We start from the raw sequence: 26,220 nt of genomic DNA on the forward strand, positions 1-26,220 counted from the left end.
CCCTTTCCAGAAGCCTCATGCCGGCGGTTATTCGCCAGGGTATTTCAGCCCCCATTGTGCCCGGACAGTATCCAGCAGCTTCATTATGGCTAAGGATTCATCCAGGGTCATTACCGGACTCTCAATAAGCCCCGCTTGAAGGCAGCGGCCCACCTCTTCCGCCTCGAAGGCATAGCCTACCGAAGCACGGTCATCTTCGAACTTCTCCGCTAATTCGCCGTTCACGTAGAGCTCGGCCGATTTCGGATTAACCAGGGTGCCATTAACCACAATACGGCCTTCCGCTCCATAGATATAGGCTTCATCGTCCAGATTCAGGCGGATGCCGGCATTCAGTGAAGCAGATACGCCATTCCCGTAGGATAACAGCAGCGAGAAGTGCTCATCCACGCCGGTCTCCCCAATATGAACGGTACTGGCGATCGATTCTGGATGAGGTCCAAGAACCATTGAGGTAAAGGAGACCGGATAGATGCCGACATCCAGCAACGCACCGCCGCCAAGGGCCGGATTCAATAGGCGTCCCTCCGGCTTCCAGTCGGAGCGGAACCCAAGGTCCGCCTTCACCAGCTTCACCTCGCCAATCCGCCCGGCGGCCAGCCATTCCCGCACCTTCACATGCGCCGGGATATACCGGCTCCACATCGCTTCCATGAGGAACAGCTTATGCTCCCGGGCATAGGCCACGACTTCCTCCAGCTCACCACTGTTCACGGTAAAAGGCTTCTCGCACAGCACAGCCTTACCTGCACGCAGCGCGAGCAGCGCGTTCTCACGGTGGAACGGATGCGGCGTTCCAATATAGATGGCGTCCACTTCAGGATCGCTAACCAGCTCTTCGTAGGTGGCGTATGCGACAGGAATGCCGTGATCGGCGGCGAACTTATCCGCGCTCTCCTGCGAGCGCGAGCCGACCGCATAGGCCACCCCATTGCTGGCGTGGGCCAGATCCGTGGCGAACTGATGGGCGATCCAGCCTGTGCTGAGAATGCCCCATTTTATCGTGTAAGCGTTATCTTCTGCCATAGTAATCTCCTCCTCTTAATGAAGCTCAGGTCCCTCTGATTCTATCAAAATCTCCCTGGTGTGTACATGTCCGCCTCCCGGCAGGACCCTCCAGCTCCAGACAAGTGTGTATTACAGCCCGAACAACAGATTCAGGCGTTCCTCCGAATAACCGTCCTCACCGCGCCAGTTAGCTACAGCGTTGAAGTCATTGTCTCCGCCCCGTCCCTGGCGCGGCTCCTCCTGCGGAACCAGAATGCCAGCATATCCCCAGATCTCCATCACCACATCCCGCTCATACTGATTAGAAGGGAAAATATTCTTCCAGTGCTTCTCCAGCTTCCGTGCCCCGTCCTTGCTGCCGCATTGCTTAACGGCCTCGGCCATGTCCTGCAAAAAACGAAGATCCTGCGGAGTTGCCTCCACCTCCTCTTCCCGGCTAAACAGCTCCAGATCCAGCCAGCAATACAGCAGCTTATTGAGGCGGATGCCGCCCCATTTGACCCGCTCGAAATTGAGCACATTCAGATCCACAGCGTTGTACTGCTGATCAGACATCAAGTGTCTGGCATCACAGGCCGCACAGCTGCTATACCTTGGCTGCTCAGCGGGGGGCTGGGCGTAGGTATGTGCAGCCAGCTCCGAGGTCAAAGCCCAACTGGACAAGGCGCTCCGCAGATGAACCTTCCGGGTAGACAGGCTATGCAGGAAGGCAGCCGCCACCTTGTCCCGGGTCACACTTCTGCTGTGCAGCACCCGTAGCTTCTCCACCAGTTCATCATGAGTGATTGTGAGAGGATCGAACATGACCCCCTTGCTCTTGGCATAGTCGAAATCTTCACCGGAAAAAGGCCCGTACGCCCCCTTCCAGCCGCTGGCGCTCCAGAATGTTTTTTGCAGTATGGTCTTGGCCTTTCGGTCCATATATCTTAGCTCCCTTCCTTACTTGATGGTCCTGTTGAATGACTATGTATCTCTTATACTTAACCTGGAGGCGGGAATTTGCACCGTCAGCACGAATTCGCCAATTCTGAGAGCATTCTCTCACCGACCGCTTGTATGAATAGCATATGTCCATCTCACCGCAGCAGCACCGATAGTGTTCGGTTTATCGTCTACATTCCGCTCATCCGCCCAGCTCCAGCCTAATGTAATCGTTTTTTCGATTACATTCCGGCCATATGCCCACGCTGAGCCTAATGTAATCGTTTTTTCGATTACATTCCAGCCATACGCCCTGCGCCGGCCCAATATGGTCGGTTTTCCACATACAGCCGCCCCCACCTTCGCCTCCGCCCAAGTTACATCAAAAACCCTCCCCGCCAGCCGCAAATCCACGGCAACGGGGAGGGTCCTCTCCAACTTCATCTTCTCCAACTTCTATGTTATTTCTTAAGCACAAGCTCCAGGCGCACCTCAAGGTTGTTCTCGGTACTGAGCACGATGGAGTGCGGATTGCTGAGGCCGAAATCCTCGAAGGTTACGGTAGTCGTGCCCGACAGCTTAAGCTCTCCGCCGCTGTATGCGGCCTGCGAGTCGAACGTGACTTCCTTCTCAATGCCCTTTACAGCCAGCATCCCCTTCAGTTGTACCGGTACCGCTGTACCCTCTGTCCATTCCTTCGGCAGCTCCGAGAAGGACTTCACCTTGAAGGTGGCTTCCGGGAACTCTGCCACGGACAAGAAGTCCGATCCCTTAACATGCTCGTCCCGTGGGGCGGTTCCCGAATCAAGTGCGTTCATCTCTACCGACCCTTCGCCGGTCATCGCGGAGGCATCCTCCAGATTCACCTTCCAGGTTCCCTTAACGGAAGGGTCTACGAAGTTCACGGTTTCTTTGGATGTGGTCACAGACCAGTAGACCTTGGACGGCTCTGTAATGTTCCAGGTTCCGTTCAACTGTTCTGGCGTTACAGCAGCAGCGGCCGCAGCCGCATTGGCTGTTCCTTCCTTCTGCGCTTTGCTGTCCTGGGCCTGCTCAGGAATCACCGATTCAATCTCCACCTTATTGCCAAGGCTGTTGTTCACTAAGATGAAGGCGGTGATGGCTCCTGCAATAATTACAATGGCTGCGGTTATAGCGACGGTTCTCTTCTTCATACGATCTCCTCCATTCCATACTCTTATCTCTGCTCTATTGGCTTGGCTCCCATTCTACCAAAGGAATATGTCGGGAATAAGTCAAAGCATACCGGCCTGCAATGTGATAGAATTGTCGTACTTTTAACTAGGAGACTGAAGCTGATGAAATCGATACTAATCGTTGAGGATGAAGAAGCCATCGCACGGGTGCTAAGTGCCTATCTGCGAAAAGCAGGCTTCCACGTCACCCGGGCCGCAGACGGCCGGAGTGCCCTGGACACCTTCGGGGAGGCGCCTCCCTCGCTGGTCCTGCTCGATATCATGCTGCCGGAAATGGACGGCTTCGAGCTGCTGCAGCTCATCCGTGAGCGGAGCAGCTGCCCGGTCATCATGCTCACCGCCCGCGACGGCATCAATGACCGGCTCGCGGGACTGGACGGCGGTGCCGACGACTATATGTCCAAGCCCTTCATTCCCGAGGAAGTGGTCGCACGGGTGAAGGCGGTACTGCGCCGTCCCTCGCAGTGGTCGGACGGCAGCCGCAAGCGCCATTTCGGCAGTCTGTTCATCGATTTCTCGGCGCGCAGCATCTTTCTGAACGGGGCAGAGGTCAGCCTTAGCCCGCGCGACATGTCGGTACTGCTGTTCCTGGCCGAGCGCCCGAATCAGATCTGCACCCGTGACCAGCTGCTGGAGCATGTATGGGAGATGGATTACGATGGAAGCGACCGGGCCGTTGATCTCTCCATCAAGCGGCTACGTCAGGCACTGTCGCACTGGCCGGAACGCGAGGGCGAGATCCGCACACTGAGAGGAACAGGATATCAATTATGGACAACATAAATAAGAGTAAGAGGAAACGCAACAAGAAGAAGACCACCTCCATTCTCACTTACTGGACTCTGAGGTATCTGCTGATCATCAGCATCGGTCTGCTGGTGACGGCACTGTTCACCTTCTGGTGGATTCAGCAGGAGGCGATGAGCAACCGGATGCAGACGACCGCCCTGCTGGCGCAGGAGATCGCTGACCGCAGCGTGGACACAGACGGTCAATTAGCCATTACCAGGGGCCTGAATAAGCTGGTGGAGGACCGCAAACGCTTCTTTAAAGTAAACGAGGAGATGTGCGTAATCATTACCGGATCAGAAGGCGAGCTGCTGTACTCCCAGCCCCCGATGACGGACGAGGAGATGCGGTACAAGCTCAATGATAGCCTGACCGATTCGCGGACCTCGGAATACAAGGCCGCTGCCGCGCAGATCCAGGGGGACCAGGGCACGCTGGGGCAAGTGCTGGTTATGCAGTCCAAGCGCTCTCTGCGCCACATTCCGACAGAGGAGATCACCTTCTTCTCGATCATCATCGTCTTCCTGATTATCTTAAGCTGGCTGACGATCTATCTCTTGTCGATCAAGCTGGCCAAGCCGGTTCAGCGGGTAGCCGCCGCCGCCGCGCAGATCAGCAGCGGCCAGTATAATATCGTGCTTGAGACCGGGGCCAGAGAGCGAGAGATTCACGAACTCCTCGTCTCCTTCCAGGAGATGGCGGGCAAGCTGCAGCAGTTCGAGCAGTCGCGGGCCATCATGCTGGCCGGCGTCTCCCATGAGCTGAAGACGCCGGTCACCTCAATCAAAGGACTGCTCCATGCAGTACGCGAGGGCGTTGTCGAAGGCGAGGAGGCCAATGAATTCCTCGATATCGCTCTGCTTGAGACCGAACGGCTGCAGCATATGGTCGCCGATCTGCTGGACTACAATGCGCTGACCGCAGGCATGGTTGCCGTCCGTCATGATAACCTTGAAGCAGCGCCGCTGCTGGAGGAGATCCTCTATCAATGGATGCTGACCCAGAGCGAGGAGGTCAATAAGCCCATCCTGCTGCTGCCGGAGGCCCCGCTTGTGCTGCGGGGAGACCCGCTTCGCATCCAGCAGATTATTGTGAATCTGCTGGGCAACAGCCTGCAGGCGAAGACGCCGGACCGCAAGCTTCAATTGAAGCTTGAACTTACGGCTACGCCGGAGGGGCAGGCTGAAATCACCGTTACAGATAACGGGCCGGGCATCCATCCGGACAGCCGGGAACGGATCTTCGAAGCCTTCTACCGCAGCTCGGGCAAGCAGAGCCTTCTCCGCGGACTCGGGCTGGGCCTGACGTTCAGCAGACTGCTGGCCGAGGCCATGGGCGGCAGTCTGGAGCTGGGCAGCCACCAGCCGCAGGGCTGCTCCTTCGTGCTGCGGCTCCCGCTGGCAGAGTCATGAGCCTAGGAAGCACGCCTGTAGTCCCGCGCCACACTGCGTGTTATAATCAACTGACTACAAGTGGAAACGGCATTGTCGTCCTTTTAGAGGATGGGACCGTTTCAGCGAGAAATAGAAGGATAATTTATAGCGTAAAACATATAAATTCTTATATTTCAAGTGGAAACCGGAGGCGTATATGCTTACTTTTGAACAGAAATTAGCTATTCTTGATTCCTATCCCCAGCTCGAAGCGCGGAAGGTCTCGCTGGGACGGGTGAACTATCACCTGGAGCAGAGCCGTCACGATAAGAAGACCGTGGCTTCGCATATTCACCCGAACGGGAACGGCTTCGTCTATGCCGGGCTGCTGCGGGGCTATGAGACGGATGATAAGGGACTGGTTAACATCCGCGATTATTCGGAGGCTGCGCTGCGCGAGCTGCTGGATGCGTCCATCACCTCTCTCTTGATGTACATTCCCGAGGCCCCGGCCCCTTCCAAAAGAAAGAAAAAAGCGCAAACTGTCGCAGCTGAAGCGCAGTCGCTGTGGACGAATGAGGATGGCCATACGCTGAGCCTGAGATTCGAAGAGGATCTGTGGTATCTCTATGCCGGACTGCAGCTTGAAATGGCCTTCGAGACGGTGGCTGAAGCGGAGGAATATCTCGCTGAAGAGGGCTTTGTCCGGGTGGCGGACGAACCACAGGAATAGAATGGCCCCGGCCCGTTAATCGACGATTAACGGGCTTTTTCGCATGAATTGCTGCATATTCCGGCAAATTTATAGAATTTCCCGGTGAGTCCCCTTATACTATAGCCAATGGCATTTTCCATATATTTCACAAGGAGGAATCACCATGAACAATCCGGAAGGCGGAACCCCCTTCACGAATCCTGATGGGCCAAACAACCAACCCCGGCAACCGCAGCCCCAGCGCAAAGTAACTGAGCAGTTCAATAATCTGCTCAAGGATGAACGTGTACAACAGGCACAGGCGGTAGGCAAGCAGTATTGGAGCTTTTACCTGAGAGCCCTTACCCGCCCGTACAGTACAATGAGGGAAATTCCTGTAGCCCATTTCATGAACAGCCTGATCACTATGGGGCTTACGGCCTTGCTGACGGCCTTATATTTCCTCACCCTGTTCATCAAATGGGATGTCTCAGCCATCTTCGGCCCCGGCTTCCTGAAGCCGCTGCTAATGACGGCTGTAGGTCTTGCCGTTGCTTGCGGAGCTACTTATGCCGTACTCCGGCTGGAGAAGGTCAGCTTCGATTTTAAATTGCTGATTACCCGAATGGGGACGCTGCTCGTTCCGGCCGTGGCGCTGTTGGTGCTGGCGATTCTCACACTACTTGTCAGCCTGCACTCCTTCTCGACCACACTGGTGGCGTTGTCCTTCCTGTTCGTCTTCATCAGCATGAATACGGCTTTGTTCCAATATCCGCTGAACACCGCAGGCAGCAGGGGAATTGACACCTTATACCCGATTGCCCTCGCTAACATTGTGACCGGATATATTTTCTACAAGCTGATCACCTCCGTCATTGCCGGTGCAGCCTTTGGTATGCTCAGCAACTCGTTTAATTTATAAAAATGCCCCGCAAAACAACTTATGCAAAAAAAAACGGCGCTGCTGTCCTTGTTAAGGACGGCAGCGCCGTTTCCATGTGCTACATTGCTATTCAGCCCGATACGCCTGTTACGGCGTTGTTGGGGCTGACGGTGCTGAAGGCATTTCAACTTCCTTCGCGTCCAGCGCTTCCTGCGGAATCTTGATCTCATCAACCTTGTTGTGATCGCTGATGGTCGCCTTCATATCCATATCAATGGATACCGTCTGGTCTCCGGTGGTCATATCCATGACCATGGTAACATCTGTACGGGTTGGGAAATAAGTCTTCTTATCCACCGCATACGCGATATTCATGCTCTTGATGTTCATCTGCTCCATCATGGCAGCCATCTGCTGATCGGAGCCTCCGTTCTGGTTCATATAAGACTTCGCCAGCTCCTTGACGTCATCGCCGGATACCTCTGCACTCAGCAGATAATTATCGCCATCCTCCGTGATCTTCGTCTTTTCGGAAATCGCCTTGAATTGCTCCAACTGCTTCTCCGGGTTAGAGGACTGCTGCATAGCCGTAAGGACCTGTTGACCCATCGTAGCAGGCAGCTTCATCCATTGACCGTTCATCTGCGAATAGAAGCCGTCCGCAGTCACATACTGCTCAAACTTCTGGTCGCCTTGAGCGGATTTCATCAGCACCTCCTGATGCATCATTACCGGGTCCTTGATGTATTCGGATTTCGTGGTCATATCGGTATCTTGCTCGTTATTCTCTGTGCCCTTCTTCACGTTGATCTTCTGCTTCACTTGCGATTCCATCGCGAAGCTCTTCAGCTGATCCGACGCAGCAACCGTCTTCTTAATCAAATCCTCTACACTTGGAACTCCATCCGATGTCTGTTCAGCAGGCGCAGCCGATGCAGAAGCTTCTGGAGCCGCGCTCCCTGCAGGCGCAGCTGTTGCAGCCCCCTCCGAGGGTTTGAGTTCCTCATTATTGCCGCAGCCAGCCAAGGCAGCAGTTAGCATAACACCCATAAATATCGTAGTCCATTTCTTCAAGTTCGATTCCTCCTAGTCATATCAGCAAGTAGTATTGTTAAATCTTGTGATGTATTTAACCACAGGAGCCCTCCTTTTAATCAGCCGTTTAAAAGTTACATCCAAAGTTAGCGTCGTCCCGCCCGCAAAACAACACTATGAAGACTGGCAAAACTGTGCTTATATATGGAGAAACCAATATATAGATTGAATTTGGAAACACAAGGACAAGGAAAGTGACGGAAGAGAATTTTGGAACTGTAGGAGCGGTAGCGTCCGCCTGAAAGCTTTCCGTAGGAAGCTAGCTTCGGAAGCATCAGCAGTCACCCGATTTCTACCGCATACAGCGGCCGGAGGACCAAACATTCTTTGGAGTCACGCATTCCCGGTCCGAAAAACTTACAAGAACAATCTATATAAATCCTAAAGGGAAAGAAGCGTGGACCGCATGAGTTTTGAAATCGTAGAGGCTACCATAGCGGAGATTGGGGCTGCTCTGGATACTGGTGAGATCACGTCCAGACAATTAGTCCTGATGTATCTGGAGCGCATTGCCGATCATGACAAAAGCGGCCTGACCGTCAATTCCGTGCTGGAGATTAATCCGGATGCGCTGTTCATCGCTGAATCCCTGGATGCCGAACGCCTGCATCAGGGGCCGCGCGGACCGCTGCACGGCATCCCCGTGCTATTGAAGGATAACATTAATACCGGGGATAACATGCATACCAGCGCGGGCTCGCTCGCGTTGGCCGATTCTTTTGCCCGAGAGGATGCCTTCATCGTCAGCAGGCTGCGCGAGGCGGGTGCTATCATTATGGGCAAAGCCAATATGACGGAATTCGCTAACTTCATGACAAACGGCATGCCCTCCGGCTACAGCTCCCGGGGCGGGCAGGTGCTTAACCCCTATAACATCTCCACACCGACAGGCGGCTCCAGCGCCGGGTCCGCAGTAGCGGTAGCCTGTAATTTCTGCACCGTCTCCGTTGGAACAGAGACCTCCGGCTCCATCCTCAATCCCGGCAATCTTGGCTCTATTATCGGTATTAAGCCCACGGTGGGGCTGATCAGCCGCTCGGGTATTCTGCCGCTCTCCAGCACGCAGGATACCGCCGGGCCCATGGCACGAACGGTCCGGGATGCCGTCCTTCTGCTGAATGCTCTGCTTGGTCAGGATACCGGAGATGCGGCGATGGGTACGAACAGAGGTAAGGTTCATGAGGATTATACTGTTTTTTTGGATGCGGACGGTCTGCGGGGAGCAAGAATCGGAATTCCGCGCGATTATTACTTCGAGGAACTGACGGAGGAGCAGCTTGCGCTGTTCAATGCCTCTGTGGAGAGAATGCGGGAGCTCGGAGCAACCATCATCGATCCGGCCGAGATTACAACGGCGCGGGAGATCAGCTATTCATCCGTGGTACTGAATGAATTCAAAACCTCGTTGAACGCCTACCTGGCCCGCCTGGGTCCAGGTGCACCGATGCGCACCCTGAAGGATATTATTGATTTCAATCATGCCCATCCGGTCCAGACGCTGAAGTTCGGGCAAGCTACCCTGCTCGATGCCGAACTTACGACCTCCGGCACCTTCACTGAGCCGCAATATCTGCGTGACCGCATGACGGATCTCAGGCTCTGCAAGGAGCTGGGGATCGACGCTACCATGCGCGAGCATCAGCTTGATGCCCTGCTGTTCCCCGCTGACTTCGGTGCACGGATTACCTCAAGAGCGGGATATCCGTCCATCGTTGTGCCGTCAGGCTATACCTCAGCCGGTGCCCCCTTCGGCGTAACCTTCTCCGCCCGGGCCTATGAAGAACCGGTGCTTATCAGACTCGCCTATGCTTATGAGCAGAACTATAAGGTGCGCAAGCCGCCTTCACTTCGAAGCTTCATCTGATCCCGCTTCACTCTATGTACTCTATTATTCATAATACAATGCCTAATCTGCGGCTATGCCCATATGCCTGTTGCCTTCATGGGACAGGCCCCAGGTGCGCAGCTCGTAGCTGCGCACCCCCTTCTCAATCATAGTCATGCCGGTTCTCTTCATCGGCAATGCTCTGAATCTCCTCTGCATGCATCAGATGCAGCTCATAATTACCTTCGGCATGAAGCTTCACGACCCGCTCTTTGGTGAACTTCGCACTGCTCTCCGCTGCATCCTCGTCGTAGAACAACAGAATCCCGTCGCTTTTGCGCAACAGCAGATCATCTCTGGCCTTGAACTGCCAGCTCCCGTCATAGGGTGCATTGCTAACGGCTCCGTAGTAGTCGGCTCCGGCAACAATGCGGCGGTATTCATTCTGCTTCTCTTCCTTCCACTTCTCCTCCGGTGACGCATGAGCTGTAATAATGCCCAGCTTCAACCCGGGGTATTGCTGCTTCAGCTCCAGCACCACCTCGCAAGCCCACAGATCGACGCCATATTGCCCGGGAGTGATAACCCATTCCAGTCCCTCCTCCACCAGCGGAATAATCCGGTTCGCGAGTGCTTTTTTGATATAGGGAATGCCCTGATGCTTGCTGTCATAAATGCCGAGCTCATGGGCCCGGTAGCCTGTGACCAGTAAAGTCTTCATGTGCCCCGCCTCTCTCCTGACTGCTTCATTCCGTAATGTATGGAACAACCTGTACTCTAAGCATTATATCTTATTTCACGTGGCAGGGCTGCCGGAACCGGGGAGCATATAAGCCGGACTCACCGTGCTAAATTATTTTCGGTATTTACGAGTAAATTTAGATAAAGTTTGGAAAACTGCATGAAGATGAAAGCTCATACTCCGTTATACCCAAATTCGAGAGCTGGGGATGATTACACTGTTCGGTATGATTCTATCCTATATACCCGGCTGGGCAATCTTCGCCCAGGCGGGCGTGGCTATGCTTGTTCCGCTGCTCCTGGCCTATCTCTATAAATCGCTCTACAAGCTGGTCGGCAGCGGACGCGGCCAGATCGGGCACGGCGCAAGAACTCTTCCTGCGCAGCAGCCGCCGCCGCTGGCTCCAGAGGAATCCTCCGCCCGGTTTACCGGTGATCTCCAGGCTGACCTGCAGGCGGTTAAATCCGGCATCGGCAACAACAGCGATGTCCATTTCAGAGCATTCACAAATGCGAACACAGGTGCACAAGGAGTCGTCATCCATGTCGACGGGATGCAGAGTGACCGGCTGCTCAGTATGGAAGTCATGCAATACCTGATGCATGAGATGCCTGCCGGTTCACAGTCTTCTGTTGAAATGGCCGGGCATCGTCTTCCTTTCAGCGAGCTTAGAGAAGAAGAGCATATCAGGGACTTCAATAAGTCTGTCCTCTTCGGCCATGCCGCCCTCCTGATCGAAGGGCTGCGCTGCGGGCTCCTGATCGAGATGCCCGGTGCTCCCAGCCGCCAGGCGGACGAGCCGGTCTCCGAAGCCCTGCTCCGCGGCCCCAGACTGGGCTTCACGGAAGTGCTCAGCGAGAATACCTCTATTTTGCGCCGCCAGGGCCTCAGCGATCAGCTTGAGATGGTATCCTTCCGGGCAGGGACCGCTATTGAAAGGGAGATCGTTGTGGCCTACATGAAGGATATCGTCAATCCCGACCTGCTGGAGGAGATCAAGAACCGGATCTCCAAAATCGATATGGATTTCCTGGCTGAATCCGGTTATATCGAGCAGCTCATTGAGGATAATTATCTCAGTCCGTTCCAGCAGCTGCAGAATACAGAACGGCCGGACAGGGTCATCAGTGCCCTGCTGGAAGGACGGGTCGCCATTCTGCTGGACGGCACGCCCTTTGTGCTAATCGCACCGGTAACCTTCAGCATGCTGCTGCAGTCACCGGAAGACTATTATGAGCGCTGGCTGCCGGGAACACTTCTACGGCTGCTGCGTTTTGGCGCTTCCTTCTTTGCCCTGATGGCTCCGGCCCTGTACATCTCATTCATCTCCTTTCATCCGGGGCTGATTCCTACAGAGCTGGCGATTACGATCATCAAAACCCGGCAGGGAGTGCCCTTTCCCTCGCTGATTGAGGTGCTAATTCTGGAGGTCGCCATTGAGATCCTTAGGGAAGCAGGCATCCGGCTGCCGAAGCCGATTGGTCCGGCGATGGGCATCGTCGGCGGTCTGATCATCGGTGATGCAGCGGTCCAGGCGGGGATCGTCAGTCCGTTCCTGGTCATTACGGTCGCCGTAACCGCCATCTCCTCCTTCTCCATTCCGATGTACAGCGCCGGGATCACCCTGCGGATGCTGCGCTTCGCCGGTATGCTGTTCGCCTCGGTGCTGGGAATGTACGGGACCATTCTGTTCTTCCTGCTGATCTGCTGCCACCTGACCAAGCTCAAGAGCTTCGGAGTGCCTTATCTGACCCCGCTCTCCCCGTTCCGGCTCAGTGACTGGAAGGATCTGTTCCTGCGCGCTCCGATGGCACTGATGAAGCGCAGACCGAAAATGATGAAGACTAAGCAGAGTAAACGAAGATCATGACCGCGCCTGGCATAAGGAGGAATGCAGTATGTTCATACGTACCGATGATAAAATTTCTGCTACACAAACGGCCATTTTCCTGAACAATACACTGCTGGGCGCGGGTGTGCTCACACTGCCGCGCAGCGTGAGCAAGAGTGCCGGAACCCCGGACGGCTGGATCTCCACCCTGCTCGGCGGGGCCATTGTGATGCTGGCTGTCCTCCTTATGGTGAAGATCAGCCAGCAATTTCCGGGAAAAACCGTCTTTCAGTACTCAAGGCTGCTGACCGGCCGGTTCATCGGCGGCATTCTGTCCATGCTGTTAATCCTGTATTTCATCACTATCGCCGGCTTTGAGATCCGTACACTGGCTGAGGTTACCCTGTTTTTTCTGCTGGAGGGGACTCCGATCTGGGCAGTCATCCTTCCTTTTCTCTGGCTGAGCACCTACCTCGTGTACGGAGGCATCAACTCTATTGCCCGTGTCTACACCATTGTTTTTCCGATCAGCATTATGATTCTGCTCATCTCCTTCGTGCTCAGCCTGCGGATGTTCGATATCGATAATCTGCGTCCTGTACTCGGCAAGGGATGGTCCCCCGTCTTCGCCGGGCTCAAATCCACCGTGCTTGTATTCACCGGCTGTGAAGTCACTATGACGCTTGTGGCATTCATGGAGGACCCCAAAAAGGCTGTCAAAGCTATGCTTGGCGGCCTGGCCATCCTGATGTCCATCTATTTCCTGACCATCATTATAGTGATCGGAGGCATCTCTATTGATTCCACCATTACCAGCACCTGGCCCACTATTGATCTATTGCGCAGCTTCGAGGTACCGGGATTTTTCTTCGAGCGTCTGGAATTCCCGTTCATGGTCATCTGGCTGATGCAGATGTTCTGCAACTTCAGCAGCTTCTTTTTCCAGTCCTCGCTGGGTCTCTCACAGATCTTCAAGCTTAAGGTGCACCCGATTATTTATGCGCTGGTCCCACTGCTGTTCATCTCGGCGATGCTGCCCAAATCCTTAGGCGATCTGTTCGCACTCGGAGATACCATAGGCAAGATGGGATTGGGGCTGTTCCTGCTGGTGCCTGTCCTGCTCTCTGTCGTCTGGCTCATCCGGGTGAAGGGGCTGAAGCAGCATGTGTAGACGAATCCTGGTGGTGCTGTGCAGTCTGCTAATCCTTGCCACACTGACCTCCTGCTGGAGCAGTAAAGAGATTGAGGATCTGGCCCTATACGCAGGGCTGGCTCTGGATGTCGGAGAGTTCTCGCCCACAGAACAGGAGCTGGAGGACAAGGGCGCTACTTATTATAAAAAGAATAAGATTACCGCCACTGTGCAGATGGTTCCCGCTAACTCTGTAGGAGGGGTAGATAAACAAGGTAACAGCAGCAGTCCACCCTATATGAATGTAACCGGAACCGGAGATTCTGTGCTGGAGATCTTCCGTCAATATTCGATTCTGCGTGAACGGCCGATTATCGGACATCACCTCAAGGTTATAGTGATCTCAAGTGAACTGCTCAAGCAGCAGAGGATAAACCAGTTAATGGATTTCGTCCTTCGGGATAATGATATCCGTCCCAGCACGATGGTGTTCTTAAGCCAAGGCCGCGCAGCAGACACCATGGTCGCGAAGCAAAAAAATGAAATTCCTGCCTTTCACATCAGAGATATGCTGCGCAATCAGAAGAGAACCAGCAAGGTGCTGGACCCTGTTATTTTATCGAAAATGGATGCCTATATGCACTCCAAACGCAGTTATGCACTGCAGAACCTGGTAACGGCGAATGGGGAGGTAGAATTCTCGGGAGCCGGAGTCATCAAGGGAGATACCGGGCACTGGGTGGGCCCGCTGAATCAGGAGGAAACCGAATGTCTGAGCTGGCTGACCAACGGGGGGCAAAGCGGGGTCATCAAGACCTACGACTGGAACAATGAGCCGATTACCTATGAACTCAAGTCCATGAAGAGTAAAATCACTGCCAAAGCAGACGGCGGCGAGCTGTCCTTCGACGTCAAGCTTGTAACGGAAGGAAGGCTAAGCGAAACCTGGAACGTAGAGGAATATCCTGCAGCCACCCATCTACCCCAAAAAGCAGAGAAGCTGTTCAAGGAGCGGCTGGAGCGGATGATGGAAGGCCTGTTTCACAAGCTGCAGTCTGATTACAAAGCAGATGCAGCCGGATTCTCCACCAGGCTCAGCATTCAGGAACCCGCCTTATGGAAGAAGCTTGAGGATCACTGGGACGAGACGTTTAGCCGGACCCCTATTCATGTCACCGTTGATTTGAAGATTACGGACTTCGGCTCCTTCACACAATAGAATAATCCTTTTAAGTGAATCTGTATAAAAAAAGCTGTCCCGGCCAGCCGTGTGTAATGAACGGCCTTCGGGACAGCTTTGTCGTGCCTTACTGTTTGTCTGAGAGAATCAGTACTCCACGGCCAGGAACTGGAGTGGAGCCGCTGAACTTCTTCCCGGTAAGCAGATCGGTCCGCTCGCCGGCGCCGATATCCGCCCGAAGCTCCTCTGCTGAATGGTTCAGCAGGAACAGATAGGACACGCCGTCCTTCACACGCTGGACGGACTCAATGCCTTCCGGGGCGCTGACCAGCGGCACAATGCCGTTATCCGCGCACAGGTTAGCGAGGAAGCCGCTAAGGAAGGCCGCGTCCGGGCTGGTGGCCACATAATAAGCCTTACCAGCGCCGAAGCTGTTCACCGTTAGGGCAGGCATGCCTTTATAGAAATCCGCGCCATACTGGGCGAGCACCTCTGCGCCTTCGGGATGAATCAGGTCACAGAGCAGGCCGCAGGCATAAGAACGGTTCAGGGCCCCCCATTCCTTATTCATCACGATTTCATTGCTCATGCCCGGCAGCAGAGCATCGATCTCCTCGGACCAGATGCCCAGCACCTTGCGCAGCTCTCCCGGATACCCGCCAACCGTAACCAGATCATTCTCATTAACGATCCCACTGAAATACGTCGTAATGAAGGTGCCGCCTGCCTGGACGAAGGCTTCGACCTTCTCGGCGAAGCCCGGCTTCACCATATACAGCACCGGTGCAATGACAATCTTGTATCTCGACAGATCCTCTTCTACTCCGATCATGTCCGCTTCGATGTTCTGCTGATAGAGCGCGTCATAATACTTATGGACCTCGTCCACATATTTCAGTGCAACGGACGGGCCGCTGGAGAGATCAAGCGCCCAGCGGTTCTCCCAGTCGTAGATAATCCCGATCTGCGCCGCACTGCGTGCATCCAGCAGCTCGCCGCCAAGGCTCTCCAGCTCCCGGCCCAGCTCGGCGCATTCACGGAATACGCGGGTATGTTCATGCCCTACATGCTCAATGACGGCTCCGTGGTACTTCTCACAAGCGCCGATGGACCGGCGCAGCTGGAAGAACAGCACGGTGTCGGCACCGCGCGCTACCGCCTGGTAGCTCCAAAGGCGCATGACACCGGGGCGCTTCAGGGAATTGTACGGCTGCCAGTTCTGCTGGCTTGGCGTCTGCTCCATCAGCATGAACGGCTGGCCGTTCTTCAGGCCGCGCATCAGATCATGCGTCATCGCCGTATAGCTGACCGGCGTGTCCAAGTACGGATAGTTGTCCCAGGAGATCACATCCATATGTTTGGCCCATTTGAAATAGTCCAGCTCCGGGTAGAAGCCCATCAGGTTAGTCGTAATTGGAACATCCGTGCTGTACTGCTTAATCGCCTCATATTCAAGGATGTAGCATTCCAGCAGGCTATCCGACATGAATCTGCGGTAATCCAGAGAAATCCCCTGGAAGTTGGTCCGGTTGCCGCCCCACTCTTCACTGAGTTCATTCGGAACAACGATTTCCTCCCAGTCATAGAAGGTATGGCCCCAGAACCGGGTGTTCCAGGCTTTGTTGAGCGCATCCAGCGTTCCGTAACGGTCCTTCAACCAGATGCGAAAAGCAGCCTCGGACTGCTCGGAGTAATCGTAGCCGCCGTATTCATTGGAGATATGCCAGGCCACCAGGCCCGGATGATCCTTATAGCGCTCAGCCAGCTTACCGGCCAGCAGCGCCGCATATTTGCGGTAGACTGCGCTGTTCGGATTGGAGTTGTGACGCCCGCCGAATTTGCGCTTGCGGCCCTGGACATCCACCCGTGTCACTTCAGGATAGCGGTGAGCCATCCAGGCCGGATGTGCTCCTGTACCCGTAGCCAGACATACATATGTGCCGTTCTTATATAAGCGGTCGATTAACTCATCCAGACCCGTGAAATCGTAGGTATCCTCAGACGGCTGAATCAGCGCCCAGGAGAACACATTGATAGTTGCCACATCTATACCCGCGAGCTTGAACATCCGCTCGTCCTCCGTCCAGACCGGGGCGTCCCATTGCTCCGGGTTATAATCTCCACCGTACCAGATCTTAGGTAACTTCTCGTTGATCACGCTAAGCACATCCTTTATAGTATAAGTATATTCTTATTTTAATCGCTACCTCTATCGCTATAAATATAATATTAGTGAATTGAAATATAATAATATGGAACAACAGGAGATGAACCGGAATGTCACTGGATGCCGTCCGCAGAATCGTATTCGCCCAGGAGAGCGGCCAGCTGCTCCCCATCACCCTCGACAGTATGGGGTATAACCCTGATCAGGAACAAGTCTCCCGGCCGCAAGGCTATCACACCTATCACTGGCTGCAGACGGCGCATGGCAGCGGGATGATCCACTTCGACAACAAGAAGCTCACCCTCACCGAGGGCAGCGGCATTCTGCTGATGCCGGGAACAGCGCACCGCTATGAAGCGCTCTCCTCAGAGACTTGGCGCACCTATTATCTCACCTTCGGAGGGACCTCAGCCCGGCATATTCTGGATTCGCTCGGGATGAACACCAGTCTGTTCTACCGCTGGGAGAGCGGGGCACCGCTGCGCTGGATGCTAAGGGAGATGCTGGACCGCCACGATGCTTCGAATGACATGTTCAGTCTGGGGGAATCCAGCGATGCCTACCGGTTCCTGCTGACCCTGAACAAGTACGGACAGCTTCATAACAACACGGCAATCTCCCGCAATGTAGACAAGCTTCAGCCGCTGCTGAAATGGATGGACAGCCATTATGGCGATCCTGAGGTAGGCCTCAGTGATCTCGCTTCCCGGCTTGAGGTGTCCGGCAGATATCTGAACAGCCTGTTCCTGCAGACCTTCGGGCTATCGCCTTATGCCTATTTCGTCCGGCTGCGCATCCGCAAGAGCAAGGAGCTGCTGGTCGCGAAGCCCGAGCTTACCGTCAAGGCCATCTCGCAGCTGGTCGGCTTCCGCGATGTCAGCCATTTCGTAGCCACCTTCCGCAAGCAGTCAGCGGTTACGCCGGAGCAGTTCAGGAAGCTGCACTGAGTAGCACGTAAGATTGTATTCGGTTTTTCGCATACATTCGGCCTATCGCCTTCGCAGCCGCCCATTGTATACAAACACAGAAACAGATACCCTCCTTATAAATGGAGGGTATCCGTTTCTGCGAGAGCCAGCTACACCGCTTGTTTCGCATCTTATTCTTATACTACGCTTATGACTTCACTGTGCCTGTTCCTCCACGGCACCGGCACCGCCGCCGCCTTGCAGCGTGTCTGTACAAGTCACCGCTTCCGGCAGACCTGCCTTCAGCTCTTCTATGAACTCCCGGAACGCACTCGTCATATAGAGGTCGCGCCGCCGGATGAATACCGTTGGCACCTCTGCATACTGCTCGGGGAATGGATAGATCCTTATGCCCTCCGTGACATTCATCCGCGTGAAATAGGATAACGGCAGCACCGCGTAACCGATCCCCGCCCTTACACAGCCGAGTAATCCCTCCATCGTCCCGAACTCCATCACCTTGCCCAGCCGTCCGCCCTCTTCCGCCAGCCAGCTCTCCAGCCTGTTACGGTACAGACATTCTGAATTCAGCATCAGCAGGGTCTTGTCATGAACAGAGCGGATGCCCTGATAATCCATTGTATCGGGAATCACCAGCCCGATCCGCTCCTGGATGAGCAGCTCCTGAACAAGCTCCGGGTGCTCCACCGGCCCGTCCATTAAGGCTCCCTGCACGTTATGCTGCAGAACCGACTCGATAAGCTCCCCCGCCCGTCCCACCTTAAGATGAACCTCCACATCCGGGTAGCACCCGCGGTAAGTGGACAGGATGGCAGGCAACCACACTGCCGCCGTCGTATCCGAGCCGACCCTAATCGAGCCTGTGGGAACCGGCGAATCCAGCACCGCCAGCTTGGCTTCATCCAGCAGATTAAGAATCTTGACCGTGTACTCCTTGAACGTCCGTCCTGCCGAGGTCAAGGTAATTCCCCGGCTATGCCGGTAGAACAGCGGAGTCTTCAGCTCCTGCTCTAATTGCTGAATTCTCGCAGTCACATTCGACTGCACATAGTTCAGGCTTTGGGCTGCCTTGGAGATACTTCCTTCTTCGGCAACCGCCAGAAACACTTTGAGAAGACCCATATCCACGCCGCATCGCTCCCCCCGGATCACCCATCAGCCGCAGTGATGGCCACCATCATTTCCCTTCATTATACATGATCCGCTCCACCGATTATGATAAAAATACCAAAGAAGGAGTGATACTCATGGGAAATAAACAGTGGAATTTCAAGATCCCCGGCAGCACGGAAGATACCGCATTAACTATAGATACGAAGCACATCACTACCGTCTATGACCTGCTGGACAGGCTGCGGCAAGCACAGTCCCAGACTCCCCAGGTCACCCCCTTCCACTCCTCTGCCATTAGAAAAAGACGCTATCCTTCCGCCTGATGATTGGCCCTCCGCCGCCGGATCAAGTGGAAACGGCTTTGCCGTCCTTTTAAAGGACGGTACCGTTTCAGCGAGAAATAGAAGGATAAGTTATCGTGTGCAACACATAAATTCTTATATTTACACAAAGGACGCCCCGCCTCCCCTCCTATTCGGAGAGAGACTGGAGCGTCGCTTACTCAAGCGCTGCTGCTTATTTCTTCAGCTTATCCCAGGCAGCCTGCATGCCCTTCTCCCAACCGGCTTCATCCACTTTGCCGGCAATCAATTCCTGAATGGAGCTGGCGAATTCCTGTGTAACGCCATCCGGGAATTTGGAGGCTTGCAGCCCGTAGACCTTGCCTTCTTTGACATAATTCCAGACATCCGCACCCAGCAGACCGATATCCTCAGGGGTTGCCGGAATGGTGGACAGCGCAGGAATGAACTTCCATTTCTTCACGATATACTCTTTCCCCATATCCGAAGTGACCAGCCAGTTCAGGAACGTCTTCGCTTCTTCCTTGGAGCCGGATTCCTTGTTCACTACCAGGTTCGCCGGAACGCCCACCGACAGCTTATCGTTCATCGCCGCATCATCGTTGATTGGCATTGGGAACATCCCGATGTTCATGTCCGGCGTAATGTTATCTACCAGCGTCTGTGCCCAGTTGCCTTCCTGCATCATAGCCGTTTCGCCCTTGGCGAACAGTGCCAGGTGAGTATTGGCATCGGTGGTCAGCGGATTCTTCTGGCCGTATTTTACCGTCAGGTTCAGCAGGTTGCTCCAATCCTTGAACTTCTCATTCCCTACAATGGATGCAGTTCCGTCGTTCAGGCCCTTGATGAATTCATCCACATTATCCTGCTGTGCAAAAGCTACGCTAATCCCCTGAATCCCCAGCAGCCACCATTCCTGATAAGCGTTGCCGAACGGAGTTACGCCAATCGCCTGCAGCTTTTTAGCTGCTTCTTCAAGCTGTGAAATGGTTTTTGGCGTCTCTGTAATCCCGGCCTTGGCGAACAGGTCCTTGTTGTATACATAACCGATTCCTTCAAGGTTCATTGGCATCCCGTAGGTTTTGCCGTCCTTGGTCATAGGCTCTGCTGCAAGTGGAATCAGATCCTTCACCCAAGGCTGATCGGACAGGTCTTCCAGTTTGTCTTGCCACAGTGCCATTTCGGCATACCCGCCGTTACTGAAGATATCAGGAGCATCGCCGGAAGCGAATTTGGTCTTGAGCGCTGCACCATAGTCTGCGCCGCCGCCAACCGTCTGGATATCCAGCTTGATGTTAGGATGCTCTTTCTCGAATTCCACCTTCAGCTCATTCAGGCCTTCCACGATCTCAGTCTTGAACTGGAAAATCTTAACCGTCTTCACAGCGCCGCTGTTGCCAGCGCTTCCATTCGAAGCATTATTTGAGGCAGACTTATCGGCATTGCCGCCACAAGCCGCGAGCACTACTGACATTAGCATTACGGATGACATCATCAGTGCAGAATGTTTCTTCTTCATTAGATATTTCCCCCTTGAATAATTTAACTGCTTCTTATGTGGAACGGGAGCCCGGTGAATTAACCCTTCACCGAGCCAGCCGCTATTCCCTCAACAATGTAACGCTGCATGAACAGATAGAAGATGACGATCGGGGCAATCCCGATGGTCAGTGCCGGAAGCGCCATATCCCACTGCTTCGTATACTGGCCGAAGAAGGAGAAGGTCGCCAGCGGAATCGTCCGCAGTCCGGGTGCTTGAAGAATCAGGGACGGCAGCAGATAGTCATTCCAGATCCCCAGCGCATTCAGCACGATAATGGTCATCAGCATCGGCTTCAAGAGAGGCAATACAATCCGGAAAAATGCCGAGATCGGGTTACAGCCATCCACCGTGGCCGCCTCTTCAATCTCCAGCGGCACAGACTTGATGAAGCCGTGGAACAGGAAGATCGCCATCGGAATGCTGAGGCCCAGATGGGAGATAATGAGACCTGTGAAGGAGTTATTCACGCCCAGGACGTTCACAACCTTCAGGATCGGAATCATAATCGTCTGGAACGGAACCACCATCGCCGCTACCATCAGCAGCAGCAGAATCTGGTTGAACCGGTTATTGGCACGCACCATGCGGTACGCCGCCATCGCACTGAACAGCGAGATAAGCGCTACACTGATGATCGTAATAATCAGCGAGTTGCGGAAGGCCTCGGAGAACCGGGCCAGCTTCCAGGCATTCGTATAGTTCGACCACATGAAGCTCTGCGGCCAGCTGGCCGCGTCGCTCAGAATCTCGCCGAAGGATTTCACCGAATTCGCCAGCAGGAAGTAGAACGGAGAGAGGAACAGAAGCGCCAGAAGGATCATCATCACTTCAATGCCGATATTCCATCTGCTTTTGGTCTTGGCATTCATTAAGCTTCTACCTCCTTACTCTTCGTTATACGAACCTGAATGACAGTGATCAGCGCTACAATGAGGAAGAATAACAGCGCCTTAGCCGTACCCAGACCATAACGGTTGTTCAGGAAGGCTTCGTTATAGATGTTCATCGCTACTGATTCCGTAGATTTGAACGGTCCGCCTTTGGTCAGCGAGAGGTTCAGGTCGAACATTTTGAAGGACCAGGAGATCGCCAGGAACAGTCCGATTGTAACCGCAGGCATAATCAGCGGAAGAATGATGTTACGCAGCACCTGCATCCGGGAGGCGCCGTCAATCTCAGCAGCTTCGAGCACCTCTTTGGAGACGTTGCTGAGTGAAGCGATGTAGATGACCATCAGATAACCGGAGGACTGCCAGATGAAGACCATGACAATCGCCCAGAAGCCGGTGGTCGCATCCCCGAGCCAGGGAAGGTTGAAGAAGGACAGGCCCGTAAGATCGCCCATCGTGGCGAAGCCTTTGATGAAGATGAATTGCCAGATGAACCCGAGCAGCAGGCCCCCGATCACATTCGGCATGAAAAAAATGGTCCGGAGCATATTGCGTGTCTTCAAAGGTTTGGTCAACAGATAGGCCAGGAAGAAGCCTACTATGTTAGTCAAGATCACACCCAGCACGGTGAATCTCACGGTAAACCAGAAGGATGACCAGAAATCGTGATCATTCGTAAAAATACTTTTAAAATTCTCAAAGCCGACCCAGCTTACATTACCGGATACGCCGTTCCAATCCGTGAAGGAGTAGTACATCCCCATCAGAAACGGAATTATCATGATCAAGGTAAAAAACAATAATGCCGGGCCAACGAAAAATACCTGCTGACCGAATTGGGACAATTTATTGCCGCGCATGTTATGGCCCCCCTTTCTTTTACTCACTCACTTGTTTATGATCTAAAGATATTATCTGTTTTTTGCAGAGCCTCTTACACCTACACAAGTGATCTTTAGGGTGTAAAATATTGACCTGGATGTGACCCGCCCCATGAAATGGACCAGTATCCGCACGAAGCTGATCGTCTTCCTGCTTGTGCCTACCTTAATCTGCATTATGGCTACGATGTATGTTAGCTATTCCCATACCACCAAGTCGCTGCGGGACCGCGCGGTGGATGAGAATAAGAATCTGCTCTATCAGGGCTACAAGAACATTAACAGTCTGCTGCAGGAGATCAACCGTCTGTCGCTGAACGTGTATTCGGACGGCGATTTCTACCGGCTGCTTGAAGCAGGGTACGACGATCTGTCCTCCGATATTGCCATCTATAACTCGCTCAGCTATATCTCCACCTCGCTGCCCCACCTCTCACAGGTGTACTTATACAGTGTGAAAGACTCGAAGGCTACGCTGATTACCGACAACACAACACCCAAGCGCTGGCTGGCTGCTGCACCCTACCACCAGTCCAGTCTGAGCGGAAGCTCGCCGGTAAGCGTTCAGAGTACGCATCTGAGCAACGCATACGGGCTAAGGCTGCCGTTAACGCAGTTCATACCGGAGCCGGTCTTTACGCTGCACCGCAGAATCGAGCGTGTCCCTACCTCTCAGGCACTCGGCTATCTGTCGATTGATGTCAAGCTGGCTGCCCTCAGTGAGATTGTGGACCAGCTGTACGAGCAGGATCAGGAGAAGCTCTACCTGGTGGACAGCAGCGGCAGGCTGGTCTACAGTCATGATTCCGGGCTGCTCGGCAAACCGCTGAATGCTGATTGGTATAACACTCAGATTGCGGACAGCACGCAGTTGCAGGGTTATTTTGAACAAGACAGCTCCGTATTCATCTATCAAAAAATCGACAGCATCGGCCTCGGCTGGATACTCGTCAAGCAGATTCCCGTCTCCTACCTGTTCCGCGAAGCCAAGGAGGCCGCCGCGATCAACCTGCTGCTGCTGGCGCTGCTGCTGGTGACAATCATTGTCCTGACGGTCCTCGTCTCCTTCCGGATTACAGCGCCGATCAAGCAACTGACCCGGTATATGAATCAGGTCCAGACCGGGAATCTCAACATTGAGATCCGACCGGCGGGCAACGACGAGATCGGCGTGGTCACCGAGCATTTCCGCAGTATGATGGACACAATCAACAACCTGATCCTGCGGGAGTACAGGCTGGAGCTGGCGAGCCGGACCCATGAGCTGAGGGCGCTCCAGTCCCAGATTAATCCGCATTTTCTGAACAACACTCTCCAGATTATCGGTACGCTGGCTCTGGAGCTGAAGGTGCCGCAGATCTACGGCCTGCTCTCGGCTCTGGCCAAAATGATGCGCTACAGCATGTACAATGATGAGAAGGTGGTGACGGTCCAAAGTGAGCTGGACCATGTCAAAGCGTATATCCAGCTGCAGAAGGAGCGTTTTGAGAATAAGTTCAGCTTCCGCTGTGAGGTGGAGGAGCCGCTGCTTCAGGCGCTGATGCCCAAAATGATCCTCCAGCCGATTGTGGAGAATTACTTCAAGCACGGCTTCCAGCTTGACAGGCAGGACGGATACATGGAGATTAACGTGGCCGGGCTAACCCCGGAGCGGATGGAGATCAGCATCGCCAACAATGGGCTCCCCATTCCGGCAGGCAGGCTGGAGGCGCTGCGCAAGGAGCTGGAGCAGTCCAGCACCGCTGAAGAACGGGAGCTGCTGCAGAACGCCGGACAGGACAGCCCCAGCAGACGCGATGCTCCGGGGGCGGGCATCGGCCTCGGGAATGTGCTGGCCAGGCTGCGGCTGGTCTGCGGGGATAACGCCCTGCTGACCGTGGATAATCTGAAGGCAGGCGGGGTAATCATCCGCCTGGAAATCGATATCGTAGTGGAGAGTGAACAGATATGAAGGCACTGATTGTAGATGACGAAGCAAGAGTCCGGAAGGCCGTCCGCCTGCTGGTAGACTGGGAGGCCCATCAGATTGAGGAGATTCTGGAGGCCGGTAACGGCAATGAGGCCATCGGTCTAATCCGCCAGGAGAAGCCAGCGCTGGTCATTATGGATATGATGATGGAGTCCGGGAGCGGCCTGGAGCTGATGACCTGGGTGGATGAATTCGCAGGCAGCACCAAGTTCATTGTGGTCAGCGGGCATAATGACTTCGACTTCGTCCGCCAGACCGTCCGCCATGGCGGCATCGATTATATCCTGAAGCCGATTGAGCCGGATATGATTAACAGCGCGGTATCCAAGGCGGTAACCGCCTGGCGGGCCGAGGAGGCGGAACGCAGCCTCCGCCAGCACCAGAGCCTCCGGCTGAATGAGATCAAGCCGATCTTCGGGGAGAAGCTGCTGTCCGCGTTGATCGATGACAGGGTGAATGCCGAGGCCTCGCTGCGCCGCCTGATCCATGACGGCATCCTTCCGCCGGACATTAAGATTTCGCGCCTGCTCCTTGTGCAGACGGACAGCGGCAACAATCCGCTGCTGCGGCGCTTCGGCGGCGACAGCGAGCTGCTCTACTACGCCATCGTGAACATCTGCAATGAATTTCTGCAGCAGCAGGGCACGGGCATCGCATTCCGCTATTGGGGAGGGCCGCCGGAGATTGCCATCCTGCTCTGGGAGCCGCATGAATCCGTCACTTCGCTGATCAGCCGGATGAATCAGGGCATCTTCCTGACGCTGCAATTCCGCATGCATTTCGGAATCAGCACGCCGGGCGCCTTCCCCGCGCATCTGCCGGCTGGACGCGCCGAAGCCGCCGAAGCGCTGCTGCGGCGGAATCTGCTTAGGCATGAGGATTACTGCCATTTTGCGGGGGCGGGGGCGTTGCCCAGCGGGGGGGCTGATGTGGGTGCGGTGACGGGCGGGAAGCAGCGGGATAAGCGGGAGAGTGCGATTCAGCTGAGCTTCACCGATGTCCAGGAAGACTGGCGGATGGCAGTCATCAGCGGGACGCCCGAAGCTCTGACCGCAGCGGCGCAGCACTGGACTCAGGAGCTGAGCCGCCGAGGCGCTGTTACCCCGCAGATGCTGAACGACTGGAAGTCCGATGCGCTGCTGTTTCGCTCCCGTCTGGTCCGGGAAGCGCTTGGCAGCCAGGCGGCTAACGTGCTGGCTGAGCTTGAGCATGGGGACCTGCAGAACCCCTCTCCGCAGCCCAGCGGCTATTCCTTCTCCCTGTTCGCCTGGCGCGACTGGTCTCTGGCATTCATGCAGCAGTTATCCCGGGCGCTCGCGGACAGACAGCAGAAAGAACGGAACCCGATGACGGAGATCGTAAAGTACATCGAGCAGAACTACCCGTCTGACCTCTCCCTTCAGGAGGTGGCGGGCAAATTCCAGGTCAGCCGCGAGTATGTCTCACGCCGGTTCAAGCAGGAATACGGCATCAACTTCTCCGACTACATCGTCAGTGTCCGCATCGAGAAGGCCAAGCTGCTGATGCAGAATCCGGGCCTCAAGCTGGCCCAGATCTCAGAAATGGTCGGCTTCCACGACGTCAAATACTTCAGTAAGGTCTTCAAAAAGCACACCGGCCATTCGCCCAAGGACTACCGGGATCAGGCGGAGCATTAGGCTCTGCCTGGGTGGTGGATGGATGCTGATTACTGGGGGAGAATGTATTCGGTTTTCCGCCTACATTCGGCCCGGTTA

The 26,220-nt window shown here is 54.6% G+C and carries 23 protein-coding genes; 12 read left to right on the plus strand and 11 right to left on the minus strand.

The window, feature by feature from the left end:
- Positions 1-27: 27 nt before the first annotated feature.
- From MKX42_RS29470 to MKX42_RS29485, 4 genes are all read right to left on the minus strand, one after another.
- A complete protein-coding gene (locus tag MKX42_RS29470) occupies positions 28-1,026 on the minus strand; it encodes a Gfo/Idh/MocA family protein (protein WP_340756711.1) in 999 nt (332 codons plus the stop codon).
- A gap of 111 nt (positions 1,027-1,137) precedes the next feature.
- Positions 1,138-1,929: a hypothetical protein gene (locus MKX42_RS29475; protein WP_340756714.1), complete on the minus strand. Its 792-nt coding sequence runs from the start codon at positions 1,927-1,929 to the stop codon at positions 1,138-1,140.
- Positions 1,930-2,049: 120 nt separating this feature from the next.
- On the minus strand, positions 2,050-2,373 hold the full coding sequence (locus MKX42_RS29480) for a hypothetical protein (RefSeq protein ID WP_340756715.1): 324 nt from the start codon (positions 2,371-2,373) through the stop codon (positions 2,050-2,052).
- Between the two features lie 17 nt (positions 2,374-2,390).
- A complete protein-coding gene (locus tag MKX42_RS29485; protein WP_340756716.1) occupies positions 2,391-3,104 on the minus strand; it encodes a YceI family protein in 714 nt (237 codons plus the stop codon).
- 144 nt (positions 3,105-3,248) lie between these two features.
- Between MKX42_RS29485 and MKX42_RS29490 the strand changes: the two genes are divergently transcribed.
- From MKX42_RS29490 to MKX42_RS29505, 4 genes are all read left to right on the plus strand, one after another.
- Entirely contained in the window at positions 3,249-3,929 is a 681-nt protein-coding gene (locus tag MKX42_RS29490) for a response regulator transcription factor (protein WP_340756717.1), read from the plus strand.
- Positions 3,917-5,347, plus strand: a complete 1,431-nt coding sequence (locus tag MKX42_RS29495) for a HAMP domain-containing sensor histidine kinase (protein ID WP_340756719.1) — start codon at positions 3,917-3,919, stop codon at positions 5,345-5,347. Before MKX42_RS29490 ends, MKX42_RS29495 begins: the two co-directional genes overlap by 13 nt.
- A gap of 178 nt (positions 5,348-5,525) precedes the next feature.
- A complete protein-coding gene (locus tag MKX42_RS29500) occupies positions 5,526-6,041 on the plus strand; it encodes a hypothetical protein (protein ID WP_340756721.1) in 516 nt (171 codons plus the stop codon).
- 145 nt (positions 6,042-6,186) lie between these two features.
- Positions 6,187-6,924, plus strand: a complete 738-nt coding sequence (locus tag MKX42_RS29505) for a hypothetical protein (protein WP_340756722.1) — start codon at positions 6,187-6,189, stop codon at positions 6,922-6,924.
- Between the two features lie 108 nt (positions 6,925-7,032).
- Here MKX42_RS29505 and MKX42_RS29510 read toward each other — a convergent pair whose 3' ends face one another.
- On the minus strand, positions 7,033-7,959 hold the full coding sequence (locus MKX42_RS29510) for a DUF6612 family protein (protein WP_340756724.1): 927 nt from the start codon (positions 7,957-7,959) through the stop codon (positions 7,033-7,035).
- A gap of 427 nt (positions 7,960-8,386) precedes the next feature.
- On the opposite strand from MKX42_RS29510, the gene MKX42_RS29515 reads away from it, so the two are divergent.
- Positions 8,387-9,844 carry an amidase family protein gene (locus tag MKX42_RS29515; protein WP_340756726.1) on the plus strand — a complete coding sequence of 486 codons (1,458 nt, stop codon included), beginning with the start codon at positions 8,387-8,389 and terminating at the stop codon, positions 9,842-9,844.
- A gap of 124 nt (positions 9,845-9,968) precedes the next feature.
- Here the strand turns inward: MKX42_RS29515 and MKX42_RS29520 are convergent, their stop codons facing one another.
- Entirely contained in the window at positions 9,969-10,526 is a 558-nt protein-coding gene (locus MKX42_RS29520; protein ID WP_340756728.1) for a DUF1273 domain-containing protein, read from the minus strand.
- Positions 10,527-10,764: 238 nt separating this feature from the next.
- Between MKX42_RS29520 and MKX42_RS29525 the strand changes: the two genes are divergently transcribed.
- From MKX42_RS29525 to MKX42_RS29535, 3 genes are read left to right on the plus strand one after another with little or no spacing between them, the layout of a single operon-like run.
- Positions 10,765-12,417, plus strand: a complete 1,653-nt coding sequence (locus MKX42_RS29525; RefSeq protein ID WP_340757886.1) for a spore germination protein — start codon at positions 10,765-10,767, stop codon at positions 12,415-12,417.
- Between the two features lie 28 nt (positions 12,418-12,445).
- Positions 12,446-13,549 carry a GerAB/ArcD/ProY family transporter gene (locus MKX42_RS29530; RefSeq protein WP_340756730.1) on the plus strand — a complete coding sequence of 368 codons (1,104 nt, stop codon included), beginning with the start codon at positions 12,446-12,448 and terminating at the stop codon, positions 13,547-13,549.
- Positions 13,542-14,729 (plus strand): Ger(x)C family spore germination protein, encoded by a 1,188-nt coding sequence (locus MKX42_RS29535; RefSeq protein ID WP_340756732.1) that lies wholly within the window; start codon positions 13,542-13,544, stop codon positions 14,727-14,729. Before MKX42_RS29530 ends, MKX42_RS29535 begins: the two co-directional genes overlap by 8 nt.
- Before the next feature lie 88 nt (positions 14,730-14,817).
- Here MKX42_RS29535 and MKX42_RS29540 read toward each other — a convergent pair whose 3' ends face one another.
- Positions 14,818-16,848 (minus strand): beta-galactosidase, encoded by a 2,031-nt coding sequence (locus tag MKX42_RS29540; protein ID WP_340756734.1) that lies wholly within the window; start codon positions 16,846-16,848, stop codon positions 14,818-14,820.
- Positions 16,849-16,967: 119 nt separating this feature from the next.
- On the opposite strand from MKX42_RS29540, the gene MKX42_RS29545 reads away from it, so the two are divergent.
- Positions 16,968-17,804 carry an AraC family transcriptional regulator gene (locus MKX42_RS29545; RefSeq protein ID WP_340756736.1) on the plus strand — a complete coding sequence of 279 codons (837 nt, stop codon included), beginning with the start codon at positions 16,968-16,970 and terminating at the stop codon, positions 17,802-17,804.
- Between the two features lie 177 nt (positions 17,805-17,981).
- On the opposite strand, the gene MKX42_RS29550 is transcribed toward MKX42_RS29545, so the two are convergent.
- Positions 17,982-18,908 (minus strand): LysR family transcriptional regulator, encoded by a 927-nt coding sequence (locus tag MKX42_RS29550; protein WP_340757887.1) that lies wholly within the window; start codon positions 18,906-18,908, stop codon positions 17,982-17,984.
- Between the two features lie 125 nt (positions 18,909-19,033).
- Between MKX42_RS29550 and MKX42_RS29555 the strand changes: the two genes are divergently transcribed.
- Complete coding sequence (locus MKX42_RS29555) at positions 19,034-19,222, plus strand: hypothetical protein (RefSeq protein ID WP_340756737.1); 189 nt, start codon at positions 19,034-19,036, stop codon at positions 19,220-19,222.
- 193 nt (positions 19,223-19,415) lie between these two features.
- Here the strand turns inward: MKX42_RS29555 and MKX42_RS29560 are convergent, their stop codons facing one another.
- Genes MKX42_RS29560 through MKX42_RS29570 form a run of 3 tightly spaced genes read right to left on the minus strand, consistent with a single transcriptional unit; the run spans position 19,416 to position 22,494 of the window.
- Entirely contained in the window at positions 19,416-20,720 is a 1,305-nt protein-coding gene (locus MKX42_RS29560) for an ABC transporter substrate-binding protein (RefSeq protein ID WP_036731279.1), read from the minus strand.
- A gap of 59 nt (positions 20,721-20,779) precedes the next feature.
- Positions 20,780-21,613 (minus strand): carbohydrate ABC transporter permease, encoded by an 834-nt coding sequence (locus MKX42_RS29565; RefSeq protein WP_340756739.1) that lies wholly within the window; start codon positions 21,611-21,613, stop codon positions 20,780-20,782.
- Positions 21,613-22,494 (minus strand): carbohydrate ABC transporter permease, encoded by an 882-nt coding sequence (locus MKX42_RS29570; protein WP_036731275.1) that lies wholly within the window; start codon positions 22,492-22,494, stop codon positions 21,613-21,615. Before MKX42_RS29570 ends, MKX42_RS29565 begins: the two co-directional genes overlap by 1 nt.
- A 133-nt stretch (positions 22,495-22,627) precedes the next feature.
- Here MKX42_RS29570 and MKX42_RS29575 point away from each other — a divergent pair, with 133 nt between their 5' ends.
- Both MKX42_RS29575 and MKX42_RS29580 read left to right on the plus strand, forming a co-directional pair.
- Positions 22,628-24,466 carry a sensor histidine kinase gene (locus MKX42_RS29575; RefSeq protein ID WP_340756741.1) on the plus strand — a complete coding sequence of 613 codons (1,839 nt, stop codon included), beginning with the start codon at positions 22,628-22,630 and terminating at the stop codon, positions 24,464-24,466.
- On the plus strand, positions 24,463-26,142 hold the full coding sequence (locus MKX42_RS29580; protein ID WP_340756743.1) for a helix-turn-helix domain-containing protein: 1,680 nt from the start codon (positions 24,463-24,465) through the stop codon (positions 26,140-26,142). Before MKX42_RS29575 ends, MKX42_RS29580 begins: the two co-directional genes overlap by 4 nt.
- The last annotated feature ends 78 nt before the right edge of the window (positions 26,143-26,220 follow it).

It is taken from the genome of Paenibacillus sp. FSL R7-0204, assembly GCF_038002225.1.
In the GTDB taxonomy this organism is placed as follows: Bacteria; Bacillota; Bacilli; order Paenibacillales; family Paenibacillaceae; genus Paenibacillus_AQ.